The organism is Micromonospora sp. NPDC049203, assembly GCF_043197215.1.
Classification (GTDB): domain Bacteria; phylum Actinomycetota; class Actinomycetes; order Mycobacteriales; family Micromonosporaceae; genus Micromonospora.
On record NZ_JBICSV010000005.1, the window covers coordinates 93,753 to 107,048 of the forward strand.

Sequence of the window (13,296 nt, forward strand, 5' to 3'; positions counted from 1 at the left end):
TCGTTAACATATGCGGGGCGGAAGATCGAACCGGCTGCTGCTGGTCGAGGACGACACGGACCTGACCGAGATGCTCACCGAGACGCTCGGCCACGAGGGCTATCTCGTCGACCGGGCCTTCGACGGCCAGCGCGGGCTGCACCTCGGACTCACCCGGTCGTACGACGTGATGGTCATCGACCGGATGCTGCCGGCGCTCGACGGCCTCGACTTGGTCACCCGGCTGCGCGCCCGGGCGGTTCCGGCCCGGACCCTGATGCTCACCGCGCTCGGCACCGTCGACGACCGGATCGCCGGGCTGGACGCGGGCGCCGACGACTACCTGGTCAAGCCCTTCGACCTCGACGAGCTGAGCGCCCGGGTCCGGGCGCTGTGCCGGCGCACGTCCGAACCGACGGACGTGCTGCCGATCGGCGCCGGGCAGCTCGACCTGGGGCAGCGGGACGCGGTGCTGCCCGACGGCACCCGGGTGGCGCTGTCCACCCGCGAGTTCGAACTGCTGCGGGTGCTGGCGGCCCGGCCGAGCACCGTGCATCCCCGGGCCGCGCTGCGACGTAGGGTCTTCGAGGAGGCGGCGGGGGCCTCGGTGGTGGACACCTACGTCTACTACCTCCGCCGCAAACTCGGCCGGCCGGTGGTACGCACCGTGCACGGGTTCGGCTACCGCCTCGGGACGCTCTGATGGAGACGGCCGAGCAGGCGGTCGTCCGCCGGACGCGGCTGCGCATCGGCCTGCTCGTCGGCCTGACCATCGGCGCCCTGCTGCTGCTGGGCGGCGGCATCTCGTACGCGGTCCTGGTCCGCAGCCAGGAGGCGCAGATCCAGCGCGAGCTGGAGTGGGGCACGGAACACGGCGCGATCGCCGGCCCGCCCGCGTGCAGCTGGATCTTCCGGTACGACGGCGTCACGGTGCGCACCGGCACGAACCCGCCGCCCCCGGGCTTCCCGTTACGCGGGGCGCTGGACACCGTGGCGGCCACCCGGCACACCGAGACCACCACCGTTTCGCGTAACGGCACCACCTATCACGTGCGTACCGAGGCTCGCGGCGACGACGTGGTCCAGGCCGTGTTCGACGCCCGGTTCCAGCTGTCCGACCGGCGGCATCTGCTGCTCGCGTTCAGCCTCGCGGCGGCAGCCGGGCTGCTCGCCGCCATGCTCACCGGTGTGCTCGTCGGTCGCCGGGCCGTCGCACCGCTCGCGGAGGCGCTGACCCGGCAGCGCCGCTTCGTCGCGGACGCCAGCCACGAACTGCGAACCCCGATCGCGCATGTGCACACCCGGGCCCAGCTGATGGCGCGGCGGGCGCGCGACGACGGCACCGCCACGAACCTGGACGACCTGGAACGGCTGGTCGGCACCACCCGCCGGCTCGGCGAGATCGTCGACGACCTGCTGCTCTCGGCCCGGCTCGCCGCCGCGCCCGCGGACCGGGAACCGGATCCGCAGGTCGATCTCACCTCGCTGGTCGGGACGACCGTCGCCGCCGAGAGCGACCGCGCCGCCGAACGCCGGGTCACCCTCACCCTGGACACTCCCGGCGACCCACTGCCGGTGCCGGGTGTCGAGTCGGCCCTGCGCCGGGTCGTCGGGGAACTGCTCGCGAACGCGCTGGCCCACACTCCCGCGGGAGGCCGGATCGACGTGACGCTCCGGGCCGTCGGCGACGCCGCCGAGTTCGTGATCGCCGACACCGGGAAGGGCTTCGACCAGGCGGACGCCCGGCGGATCTTCGACCGGTTCCACAGGGGCGCGGGTGCCGGGGACCGCCGCTTCGGCCTGGGGCTGGCCCTGCTCCAGGAGGTCGTCACGAGCCACCACGGCACCATCGAGGCCGAGGGACGCCCAGGGCGGGGAGCCCGATTCACCGTACGCCTTCCCGTGACGGGCCCGCCGAGCCCCACCGGGAGGGTGTCGCGGATCAGGAACCGTCGGATGTGGCAGGTGGGAGCCGGTACGTGAGCGCCGGATCGTGCGGCGGGTTCTCCGGCCTGCCCGACCGGCCGGGCACGACGTGCAGGATCGCGGTCGGAGCGTCGGCCAAGCCGCCGGCCGGCTGCCAGGTCGCCGGGGGAGCGGCCTCCGCCACCGCGCTCGGTGCGTTCCTCCGCCGCACCAGCACCAGTGCGAGCGCGCCCAGGCCCGCGGCGACCAGCAGGCCGCCCAGGAGGAACATCGACGTACTGCCGCCCTCGTCGCTGACGGCCTTGAGCGTGGGCGGCGCGGCCGCGGGGGTGCCGTCGTCGTCCCCTGCCGCGAGAGGGCTCGCCTCCGCGGTGGGCGACGGCGGCGTCGTGGCCGGCGTTGCCACGGCGGAAAGGGTCAGCCGTACGGTGGCGACGTCACCGGCGCTGCCGCGTACGGTCGTGCGGGCGGAGCGGTAGCCGTCCATGCTTGCTCGGACCGTGATGGGTCCCTCGGCGATCGTCTTGCCGGCGCCGGACGTGATCGAGAACTGGCCGCTGCGGTTGCTGGTCGTCCGGTACTCGTGGCCCGCGCTGTCCCGGATGGTCAGGTCCGCGCCGTCGATCGCCTTTCCGTCGGCGTCGCGGACCCGGCCGGAGACGCCGCTGACTCCGGCCGTCGCCTCGGCCGCACCGGACGGCGACGCACCCGGGCCGTGCACGTAGACCAGCTTGTAGGCGTAGCTGTTCTGCCCGGCCAGCCGCACCCCGACCGAGATGTTGAGCCCGGTGGTCTCGCCCGCGCGGGCATCCGGGGCGACGAGCGTCGCGTCGAAGGTCCGGCTCTCGCCGGGCCCGAGGTTCGGCTCCGCCCGGCATCCGGCGGTGCACCGCAGGCCGCCGCCGACCACCACCACGGCCTTCTCGGCCCGGCGTCCGTTGTTCGTCACGCGGAACCGCACGCGTACCGCCTCGCGGGGTTTCACGTTCTCCGCCGACACGCTCAGGATGCTCACCGTCTCCGGTGCGGCCGGCGCGGCCGTCGAGGGTGCCGCCGGCAGCGCGAGCGTCCCGGCGGTCAGCGTGACAACTGCCGCCGCCCGGGTCCATCGGACACGTGAGCGCGTCGTCACTTCCCACCACCTTCGCCGATATTGGCAACACCGGTCGATGGAGCCGCGGCCACTATGCCCTGTGCGAGACGTGTTGCGCGACCCGGTCCCGAGTGCGGTGGGTCTTCTCCCGCTGCGGGCAGCGCCTGACGTCGACCGGCGGCCGTGCCGACCGGTGGGTGAGGCGGTCCGCCGCGGTCCCCGCCGCTCGTCACGAGGACGGTCCGGTGGGTCGGCCGTCGGCCCGGTCGGTAGGTTCGTGGCATGAGTGAGGACACCTTCCGGTCGGTGGAGATCGAGCGCACCAGCGTGGGCAGATACGTCGCGCGCAACGCCCGTGGCGGCGAGCTGTCCATGGGTACGGGGGAGGACGCGACCTTCACGCCCGTGGAGCTGCTGCTCGCGGCGCTCGGTGGCTGCACCGCCGTCGACGTCGACCACGTGACCAGCCGTCGTGCCGAACCGACCCGGTTCGCGGTCACGGTGACCGGCGACAAGATCCGTGACCCGGAGGCCGGGAACCGGATGGAGAACCTCACCGTCACCTTCGCGGTGACGTTCCCGGCCGGCGCGGACGGTGACCGGGCCCGCGAGGCGCTGCCCCGCTCGCTGCGGCAGTCCCACGACCGTCTCTGCACCGTGTCGCGGACCGTGGAGCTGGGCACGCCCGTATCGATCGTGGACGGCAACGACCCGGGCGCGACCGGGTCCCGATAACCACGGAAGCCGCGCCGGAGGCAGCGCGACCGAGCCGTCCCGGCCGGCGCTTACCTTGACAGACGTCGATGTTATCGCAAACATGGCTGGTAACCCGGACGTAACACCGCCGCCATGATCCTTGTGCCTGATCGTGACCTCGGGAGCCGGAGGCGACCACGCGCAGGAGGTTTCCGTGACAGGGACCGCTCGGAGGACGCGTACGGCGGCGGCCCTGGCCTCGGCGGCGCTGCTCCTCGCCGCGGGGGTGGTGGCCGGGATGCCACCGGCGTCGGCGGCGACAGTGGACACGTCCGCGTCGTACGTGGTCGTGAACCGGCACAGCGGCAAGGCGATGGACCTGTACGACTGGTCGACGGCGGAGAACGCGCCGGTGAACCAGTGGACGCGCAACGACCTCGCGGTGCAGCAGTGGCAGTTCGTGGACGTCGGCGGCGGGTTCTACAAGGTGCGGTCCCGGCACAGCGGGAAGGTGCTGGAGTTGCCGGACGGTGGCGACGGCACCCAGCTCGTGCAGAGCACCGACCGGTCGTCGGCCACGCAGCAGTTCCGGTTGCGGGACTCCGCGGGCGGGTTCGTGCGGTTCGTGAACCGGCAGTGGGGCAAGGTCGTCGACGTCTGGGAGTGGTCGACCGCGGACGGTGGGCGGCTGGCCGGTTACGCCGATCTGGACGGCGCAAACCAGCAGTGGCAACTGATCCGGCTGGGCGGTGGCACGCCGACCACGCCCGCGCCGACCACCCCGGCACCGGCCTACCCGCAGCCCGGCCGGGTGACCGGGGACATCGGCGTCCACGACCCCACTGTGGTCAAGCGGCCCGACGGCACCTACGTCGTCGCGCACACCGGTGACGGCATCACGCTGAAGACGTCCACCGACCGGATCGCCTTCCGCAACGCCGGCGCCGCCTTCCCCGGTGGCGCGCCGTGGACCACCACGTACACCGGGGGAGCGCGCAACCTGTGGGCGCCGGACCTGTCGTACCGCAACGGGCGCTACTACCTGTACTACTCGGCGTCGACGTTCGGCTCCAACCGCTCGGCGATCTTCCTCGCCACCAGCACCACCGGGAACGCCGGGAGCTGGACCCACGAAGGGCTGGTCGTCGAGTCGCGGACCACTGACGACGTCAACGCCATCGACCCGAACCTCACCGTCGACGACCAGGGCCGCTGGTGGCTCACCTTCGGCTCGTTCTGGTCCGGCATCAAGATGATCCCGATCGACCCGGCCAGCGGACGCCGGCTCGGCACCGCCGTCTACGCGCTCGCGAACTACGGCCCCGGCATCGAAGCGCCCGTCCTGGTCAAGCGCGGTGCCTGGTACTACCTGTACGTCTCGTTCGACCGCTGCTGCCAGGGCGCCGCCAGCACGTACCGGATCATGGTCGGTCGTTCGGCGAGCCCCACCGGGCCGTTCGTGGACCGCGCGGGCCGGGACATGCTGGCCGGGGGCGGCACGCAGATCCTGGCGTCGCACGGCAGCGTGCACGGCCCCGGCCACCAGGCGGTCCTCGCCGACACCGACGGCGACGTCCTCTTCTACCACTACTACGCCGACAACGGCGCGTCACTGCTCGGCGTCAACCGCATCGGCTACGACGCCGCTGCCTGGCCCTACGTGTACTGATCTCCGGCTACCTGGGAGGGCGCGCATGTCGCCTCGGCACCTACTCCGCCCGATCCTGGCCGCGGCGCTCGCGCTGCTCACCACCTCAGCCGGCCTCGCCGTGCCCGGCCCCGCGTCGGCCGCGCCCGCGGTGAGCTACACCAACCCGCTGGTGAACCAGCGGGCCGACCCGCACATCGTCCGGCACACCGACGGCTACTACTACATGACCGCGACGGTGCCGCAGTACGACCGGATCGTGCTCCGGCGGGCCACCACCCTCCAAGGGCTCGCCACCGCCACCGAGACGACGATCTGGCGCCGGCACACCAGCGGCGAGATGGGCGCCCACATCTGGGCCCCGGAGATCCACTTCATCAACGGCAGATGGTACGTCTACTTCGCCGCCGGGCGGACCGACGACGTGTGGCGGATCCGGATGTACGTGCTGGAGAACGCGAGCGCGAACCCGCTGACCGGCTCGTGGACCGAACGCGGCCGGATCACCACGCCGTGGGACACGTTCAGCCTCGACGCCTCGACCTTCGTGGTGAACGGGGTGCGCTACCTGACCTGGGCCCAGCAGGAACCGGGCATCACCACCAACTCCAACGTCTACCTGGCCCGGATGGGCCCCGAACCGTGGCAGATCACCGGTCCGGTCGCCCGGCTGGTCGTGCCGGCGTACGACTGGGAGACCCGCGGCTACCGCGTCGCCGAGGGACCGACGGTGATCCAGCGCAACGGCCGGGTCTTCCTCACGTACTCGGCCAGCGCCACCGACGCGAACTACTGCCTCGGCATGCTCACCGCGTCGGCCCGCGCGAACCTGCTCGACCCCGCCGCCTGGAGCAAGAGCCCGGTCCCCGTGTTCGCCAGCAACGCCGCCACCGGCCAGTACGGCCCCGGCCACAACTCCTTCACCGTCTCCGAGGACGGGCAGAGCGACATCCTGGTCTACCACGACCGCGACTACCGGGACATCAGCGGTGACCCGCTCAACGACCCGAACCGGCGGACCCGGATCCAGAAGCTGTACTGGAACGCCGACGGCACCCCGAACTTCGGCGTCCCCGTACCGGACGGGGCCACCCCGGTCCGGCTGCGCTCGCACGACCTGACCACGAGCTACGTCCGGCACTACGACTACCGGGCCCGGGTCGAGCCGAACGTCAGCAACCTCGCCGACTCGCAGTTCCGTGTCGTCCCCGGCCTCGCCGGCGCCGGATCGGTGTCGCTGGAGTCGACGAACTTCCCCGGCTACTACCTGCGGCACCGGGCCTTCGCCCTCTACGTCGAACGCGACGACGGCTCGGCCCTGTTCGACGGCGACGCGAGCTTCCAGCGCCGCACCGGCCTTGCCTCGGCCGACGGGCTGTCGCTGGAATCGCAGAACTATCCCGGCCGGTACGTCCGCCACCGGGACGGACTGCTCCAGCTCGAGACGGTGGGTACGAGCGCCGACCGGGCGGCGGCCACTTTCCACCTGGAGTAGGCGCCCCGGAACCGCTGACGCCGCCCTCGGCGTACCCCTTTCCCGGAGGTCGAACGATGCTCAACCCCGCAGTGACGGCACCGCACCGCGGCCGGCCCGCCGGCCTGGTGCTGGCCCTGGTGGCCGCACTGGCCGCAGTGATCGGCGTCGCCGTGGTGGCCGCGCCGCCGGCGCAGGCGGCCACCGTCGACACCAGCGCCTGGTACGTGCTGGTGAACCGCAACAGCGGCAAGGTGCTCGACGTCCGGGACACCTCGACCAGCGACGGCGCGGCCATCCAGCAGTGGTCCCGCAACGACGGCGAGTGGCAGCAGTTCCAGTTCGTCTCCTCCGGCAGCGGCTACTACCGCCTGCGGGCCCGCCACAGCGGCAAGGTGGTGGACCTGTGGGAGTGGAACGTCGCCGACGGCGCGGAGTACCGGCAGTGGCCCGACCTCAACGGCACGAACCAGCAGTTCCAGGTCCTCGACTCGGACGGCAGCTACGTCCGTCTGATCAACAGGCACTCCGGCAAGGCCCTGGAGGTCTGGGAGAGGTCGACAGCCGACGGTGCCCGGGTCAGTCAGTACACCGATCTCAACGGCACCAACCAGCAGTGGCAGATGGTCCGGGTGGGCACCGGCGGCACGCCGACCACGCCGCCGCCGTCCACCGGGTGTGGCAGCGGTGCCTACCAGGCCGAGGCCGTGCTGAGCGGCGGCACCTGGACGGCCCGCAACGGATCGTCGACCGTGTACTCGGGCTCGGACATGCTGGCGGCGGCGCAGGCCGCGGTGAACTCCCTCTCCGCCGGGCGGACCGCGAAGCAGCGGGTGGTGGTGCGCGGATCCGGATCGATGAGCGCGGGGTCGCGGCTGTCGCTGCCGTCGTACACGACGCTCGCGGTCTGCGGCACGATAAACGTGACCGGCTCGGGGTCGGGCGACTACGCGCCCGTCTACTCGCGCGGGACCACCGACGTCGAGGTGCAGAACCTGACCCTCACCGGGGCGCCGCTGTACGGGATCTTCATGCGCAACGTGAACAACCTGACGCTCGGACAGATCGACATGCGGCTGTCCGGCGGCCTGGGGATCCGGATCGACAACCACGGCGGCGACCGGGCGGTCAAGGTGCGCAACGTGCGCATCGACACCGTGTACGTGTCCGGAACGGGCGCGCACGGCGTGGAGACGTACGGTGTGGACGGCCTGACCATCGGCACCGTCACCGCGCGCAACACCGGCTACTCCGGTCTGCTGCTCAACGACACGATCAACGCCACTGTGGGCACCGTCGACGCGCAGGGCGCGGGCACCGGGACCGGCTACGCGGCGTTCCGGATGGCCAACCGCAACGGCCGGATCGGCAGCTCGTACCCGACGAACATCCGGGTCGGCACGGTGATCGCGTCCGGCGGTGGCCGGGGGATCTTCTGCGTGTCGGAGTCCGGCGGCGCGGTCATCGACCGGGTGACCATCTCCAACACCGGCAACAACTCGATCCTCGTGGAGAACTGCTACAACGTCACGATCGCCGGGGTGTCCGGCACGGTGACCGGCGGCGGCGAGGTGCGGATCGCGTCGCGGACCGAGTTCCCGATCTCCTCCGGTATCCGCTTCCAGAACCTGACGGTCACCAACACGAACATCACCCAGAACCCGTGCGGCGGCGCGAACAACACGATCAGCAACGTCACGCGAGTCAACTCGACGCTGACCTGGTGCTGACGGGCTCCCGCTCACCTGGCTCACCCCGCTGATCACCCAGACCCCGGCGATGGGCGCGCTGCCGACCCTGCGCGCCGCCACCGACCCCGCCGTGCTCGGCGGCCAGTACTACGGCCCCGGCGGACGCTACGAGGTGAAGGGCCACCCGCGGCTCTGGGTCATGTCCGAGGACCTCACCGGGGTGCGGTTCCCGGTCCGGCCCGTGCAGCCTCCCGTCCCGGTCGGTACGAGGTGGCCAGCCCCGGCCCTCGGTCCGGCTCGTCGACGACATCCGGCCCGGCGCCGCCGGCTGTTCGCCACCGGTGAACCCGTGGGGGGCGACAATCAGCTGGTGGTGGACAAGGTTCTGCAGACGCTCGTCGGGCTGCCGCCGGTCCTCGTCCTGACGCTGGTGTTCGTCCTGCCGGCGCTGGAGTCCTCGACGCTGCTCGGGCTCGTCGTGCCGGGTGAGACGGCGATCCTGATCGGCGGGCTGGTGGCCCACGGTGGCGCGCTGCCGCTGTGGGCGGTGGTGGCCGCCGGGACGGCCGGGGCCTGCCTCGGTGACCAGGCCGGGTACGCCCTCGGCCGCCGCTACGGCCCGGGTGTGCTCGCCCGCGCTCCACGGGTGCTGCGACGGCGCCTCGACATCGCGCGGGCCCGCCGCCTGGTCGCCCGGCGCGGGGCGTGGGCGGTGCTCGTCGGACGCTGGGTGGCGGTGCTGCGCGCCGTGGTCCCCCTGGTGGCCGGCACCGGTGGGATGCGGTGGCCGGTGTTCCTCCGGGCGAACCTGGCCGGCGGGCTGGTGTGGGCGACGGCCGTGGCGTTGCTGGGCTACCTGGGCGCCGCCTCCTACCGCTATCTGGAGCGGGAACTGGGCATCGGGGAGTGGGCCCTGCTGGCCGTGATCGGTGTCGTCGTGGCGCTGCGGGTCTGGCGGATCCGGCGCCGGGCGGCCCACCGCTGAACGGTGGCGTCAGCCGCGACCACGTACCAGGGGCAGGAACACCTCGTCCACGATCTCGACCAGCACCTCGTCGGGGACGGACGGGACGCCGCGCATCGCGTACTCGGCGCGCAGCAGCATCATCGGTACCGTCGCCACCCGGTGACGGACTGCCGCCGCCGGCGCCTCGCCCCGGGCGGCGGCCCGTTCCAGCATCCCGATCCACGCGCGGTCCATGGTGTCGGCGCCGGATCGTTCTCGCATGAGCGTGAGCAGCTCCGGATCCTCGGCCGCGGCGGCGAGCAGGCCGCGCAGGACGGCCCCGTGCGGCGACGACCACGTCTCGTTTGCGAGCCGGAGCATCTCCAGCGCGTCGCCTCGCAGCGTGCCCGTGTCCGGGTTCGGCATGGCGTCGTCGGACAGGTGGCGGTACGCCGCGATGCCCAGCGCCGCCCGGTGCGGCCATCGGCGGTAGATGGCGTTCTTGTTGGTCCCGGCTCGCGCGGCGACCCCGTCCATCGTCATCCCCGCGTAGCCGGACTCGCGTAGTTCCTCCGCCGCGGCCCGCAGGATCGCCTGTTCCAGCTCCTCGCCCCGTCGCCTCCTGCTCATGCTTGCAGGGTACGCGTCGTACCTTATAGGGTACGACGCGTACCTTATGCAGGCGGGGAGTGAGCGATGCGCGTCTTCGGCATGAACTACGACACCGGCTTCGTGAGCGCCGGGTCCACCACCCACGAGCCGTTCGACCCCGGCATCGTGCGGAGCGACCTGCGTGTCATCCGCGACGAGCTGCGGTGCGACGCGATCCGCGTCACCGGCGGCGTGCAGGACCGGCTGGAGCTGACCGCGCGGCTGGCGGCCGAGGCAGGGCTCGAGGTGTGGTACTGCCCGTTCACCAACGGCCTGGACCGCGACGGCCTCATGGCGTTCCTGCTCGACGGCGCCGAGCGGGCCGAGCGGCTGCGAAGTGACGGCGCACCGGTCGTCTATCTCACCGGTTCCGAGATCTCCATGTTCACCGACGGTTTCCTGCCCGGCCGTGACCTGACCGAGCGCATGGCGCTTTTCACCGACCCGATGCGCATGCGGGAGGCGGTCCCGGCCGCCCGGGCCGCGGTGCGCGACTTCCTCGCCGAAGCGGTACCCGCGGTGCGGGAGCGCTTCGGCGGCCCCGTCGGATACGCCTCGATTCCGCTGGAGGACGTCGACTGGGCGGCGTTCGACATCATCGCCAGCGACGCCGGCTACCGCGACGCGACCAACTCCGCGGCGTTCCCGCAGTCCCTGGCGGCTGCCGTGGGACAGGGCAAGCCGTACGCGGCGACCGAGTTCGGCTGCTGCACGTTCCGCGGCGCGGCCGACGTCGCGGGCGCGACCGAGCCGGTGGTCTACGACGAGCGCGGCCGTGCGGCGAAGCTCACCGCGAAGCTGGAGCGCGACGAGGAGGGCCAGGCGCGCTACATCGTCGACCTGCTGCGCGACTACGAGGCCGGCGGGGTGGAGGCGGCGTTCGTGTACACGTTCGCGAACCGGCACCTGCCGACCACCCGCGACCCCGAGCACGACTACGACCTGGCGTCACGGGGGATCGTGCGCGTGCTGCCGGACGGCTCGTGGACGCCCAAGGCCGCCTTCCACGCCCTGGCCGAGTACGGCCGCGTCCGTGCGCTGAGCCGGACCGAATTCGGTGGTGACGATCGCGACGGGCGGGCAAGGTAGGACTGCACACCGGCGGCGAGCGCCGCCACCACGACAAGGACCAGGAGAGACAATGCGAGCAGCTTCCACGCTTCGGACCCCTGACCGTCCTACCGTGGAGCTCCGCCTTGGCCCTGTTGAACCTCGGGATCGTCGCCCATGTTGACGCCGGAAAGACCAGCCTGACCGAACGCCTGCTCTACGAGGCGGGCGCCGTGGCCGAGCCGGGCAGCGTCGACGCCGGCACGACGCGGACCGACTCGATGGAGCTGGAACGCCGCCGTGGCATCACCATCCGGGCGGCTGTCACGTCGATCGCCGTCGGTGATCTGCGCGTCAACCTGCTGGACACGCCCGGCCACCCCGACTTCATCGCGGAGGTCGAGCGGTCGCTGACCGTACTCGACGCCGCCGTGCTCGTGGTGTCGAGCGTGGAGGGCGTCCAGCCGCAGACCGTCGCGATCTGGCGGGCGCTGCGCCGTATCGGCGTACCGACCGTGTTCTTCTTCAACAAGGTCGACCGCGGCGGCGCCGACGTGGACCGGGCGACGGCCCAGGTGCGGCAGCGGCTCGGCGCGCGGCCGGTCCCGCTCACCACCGTCACCGGCCAGGGCACACGCGAGGCCCGGGTACGGGCGGTCGGCCTCGACGCCGAACCGGTGGTGGCGGAGGTGGCGGAGGTCGACGACGCGGTGGCGGCGCGCTGGCTGACCGACCGGCCGGTCCGCGTCCGCGACGTCAGGCGGGCGATCCGGCGCGCGGTGCGCCGCGCCGACCTGGTCCCGGCGGTGTGCGGCTCGGCGATCACCGGCGCCGGGGTACGCGCGTTGTGCGACGTCCTGGCCGGCCTGCTGCCGTACGGCGAGGCACGGGACGGTCCGCCTGCGGGCACCGTCTTCGCCGTCGACCGGGACGGGCACGGCCGGCGCGTCTGGTTGCGACTGTGGTCCGGGCATCTGCGTGTGCGGGACCGGGTGCGGCTCGACGGCGGTCGTCCGCAGCCGGTGACCGAGATCGCCGTCATCGAACCCGCGGGCGTGCTGGTGCGCCGGACGGTCTCCGCCGGGCAGATCGCGGCGGTACGCGGGGTGTCGGCCCGGATCGGCCAGCACATCGGCGACCCGCCCCGGCGGCACGGCTACCGGTTCCCGCCGCCGACCCGCCAGGCGGTCGTCGAACCGGTCGACCCGGGGCAGCGCCTCGCGATGTTCGCCGGCCTGGCCGAGTTGGCCGACGAGGACCCGCTGGTGGACCTGCGCCTCGACGAGCAGCAGGCGGAGGCGGTGATCCGTCTGCACGGCGAGGTCCAGAAGGAGGTTCTCGCGGCCCTGATGGAGGAGCGGTACGGCGTCCGGGTGCGGTTCTCCGGCACGCTCACCGCCTGCGTCGAACGGGTCGCCGGCACCGGCACCGCCGAGGAGCGGGTACGGGAACGCGGCAACCCGTACCTGGCCGGGCTGGGGTTGCGCATCGAGGCCGCACCGGCCGGGCACGGCATCGGGTTCCGGCCCGGGATCGAACCGGGCCGGCTGCCCCCGGCGTTCGTCGCCGCCACCGAGGAGGGCGTACGGGCGGCGCTACGGCAGGGCCGGCACGGCTGGCCGGTCACCGACTGCACCGTCACCATGACGGCGTCGCGGTACTGGCCCCGGCAGAGCCGCCCGCACCAGAAGTTCGACAAGTCCATCTCGACGGTGGCGGCGGACTTCCGCAACCTCGCCCCGGTCGTGGTCGCCGCCGCGCTGCGGCAGGCCGGGACGCGGGTGTGCCAGCCGATCGAACGGTTCGACGTCAACCTGCCCCGGCACGCGGTGGAGACGGTGCTGGCGCTGCTCGGCCGGCTCGGCGCGGTCGTCCACGACACCGCCGTCGCGGGCGGCTACCTGGAGGTGAGCGGCACCCTGCCGTCCGCCCGGGTGCCGCGGGTGGTCGCCGCCCTGCCCGATCTCACCGGCGGCGAGGCGGTCCTGACCACCACCTTCGACCACTACGCGCCGGTCACCGGTGAGGAGCCGCCGACGCTGCACCGGCGCGGGCCCGACCCGGACGACCGGGAGGCGTGGTTCCGGGCCGTGCCGAGGTAGGCCGGCCGGGCGGCGACTGGCACGTCACGGCGATAGGATC

At 72.7% G+C, this 13,296-nt stretch carries 11 protein-coding genes; 9 read left to right on the forward strand and 2 right to left on the reverse strand.

Translation table 11 applies throughout. The annotated features are described in order from the left end of the window. Positions 1-10 precede the first annotated feature (10 nt). Both ACGFIA_RS15750 and ACGFIA_RS15755 read left to right on the forward strand, forming a co-directional pair. The gene (locus ACGFIA_RS15750; RefSeq protein ID WP_357384780.1) at positions 11-682 is read left to right on the forward strand and encodes a response regulator transcription factor; all 672 of its coding nucleotides are present in this window, start codon (positions 11-13) and stop codon (positions 680-682) included. Next, positions 682-1,962: a HAMP domain-containing sensor histidine kinase gene (locus ACGFIA_RS15755; protein WP_357472968.1), complete on the forward strand. Its 1,281-nt coding sequence runs from the start codon at positions 682-684 to the stop codon at positions 1,960-1,962. The genes ACGFIA_RS15750 and ACGFIA_RS15755 overlap by 1 nt, the downstream gene beginning before the upstream one ends. On the opposite strand, the gene ACGFIA_RS15760 is transcribed toward ACGFIA_RS15755, so the two are convergent. After that, complete coding sequence (locus ACGFIA_RS15760) at positions 1,922-3,037, reverse strand: carboxypeptidase-like regulatory domain-containing protein (protein ID WP_357384784.1); 1,116 nt, start codon at positions 3,035-3,037, stop codon at positions 1,922-1,924. The two genes, ACGFIA_RS15755 and ACGFIA_RS15760, sit on opposite strands and share 41 nt — an antisense overlap. Positions 3,038-3,280: 243 nt before the next feature. On the opposite strand from ACGFIA_RS15760, the gene ACGFIA_RS15765 reads away from it, so the two are divergent. The 5 genes from ACGFIA_RS15765 (at position 3,281) to ACGFIA_RS15785 (ending at position 9,492) form a co-directional block, all read left to right on the forward strand. Continuing rightward, positions 3,281-3,733: an OsmC family protein gene (locus ACGFIA_RS15765; protein WP_357384786.1), complete on the forward strand. Its 453-nt coding sequence runs from the start codon at positions 3,281-3,283 to the stop codon at positions 3,731-3,733. A 175-nt stretch (positions 3,734-3,908) separates the two neighbouring features. Further along, positions 3,909-5,363 (forward strand): family 43 glycosylhydrolase, encoded by a 1,455-nt coding sequence (locus ACGFIA_RS15770; protein WP_357384787.1) that lies wholly within the window; start codon positions 3,909-3,911, stop codon positions 5,361-5,363. A 25-nt stretch (positions 5,364-5,388) separates the two neighbouring features. Beyond that, positions 5,389-6,837: a family 43 glycosylhydrolase gene (locus ACGFIA_RS15775; protein WP_357472971.1), complete on the forward strand. Its 1,449-nt coding sequence runs from the start codon at positions 5,389-5,391 to the stop codon at positions 6,835-6,837. Between the two features lie 56 nt (positions 6,838-6,893). After that, positions 6,894-8,546 carry an RICIN domain-containing protein gene (locus ACGFIA_RS15780; RefSeq protein ID WP_357472974.1) on the forward strand — a complete coding sequence of 551 codons (1,653 nt, stop codon included), beginning with the start codon at positions 6,894-6,896 and terminating at the stop codon, positions 8,544-8,546. A 49-nt stretch (positions 8,547-8,595) separates the two neighbouring features. Next, positions 8,596-9,492, forward strand: coding sequence for a VTT domain-containing protein (locus ACGFIA_RS15785; RefSeq protein WP_357472977.1), 897 nt, complete (start codon positions 8,596-8,598; stop codon positions 9,490-9,492). 9 nt (positions 9,493-9,501) lie between these two features. Here the strand turns inward: ACGFIA_RS15785 and ACGFIA_RS15790 are convergent, their stop codons facing one another. Continuing rightward, positions 9,502-10,083: a TetR/AcrR family transcriptional regulator gene (locus ACGFIA_RS15790; RefSeq protein ID WP_357384796.1), complete on the reverse strand. Its 582-nt coding sequence runs from the start codon at positions 10,081-10,083 to the stop codon at positions 9,502-9,504. A 66-nt stretch (positions 10,084-10,149) separates the two neighbouring features. On the opposite strand from ACGFIA_RS15790, the gene ACGFIA_RS15795 reads away from it, so the two are divergent. After that, the gene (locus ACGFIA_RS15795; protein WP_357472980.1) at positions 10,150-11,193 is read left to right on the forward strand and encodes a hypothetical protein; all 1,044 of its coding nucleotides are present in this window, start codon (positions 10,150-10,152) and stop codon (positions 11,191-11,193) included. Positions 11,194-11,300: 107 nt separating this feature from the next. After that, complete coding sequence (locus ACGFIA_RS15800; RefSeq protein WP_357472983.1) at positions 11,301-13,256, forward strand: translation factor GTPase family protein; 1,956 nt, start codon at positions 11,301-11,303, stop codon at positions 13,254-13,256. Positions 13,257-13,296: the final 40 nt, after the last annotated feature.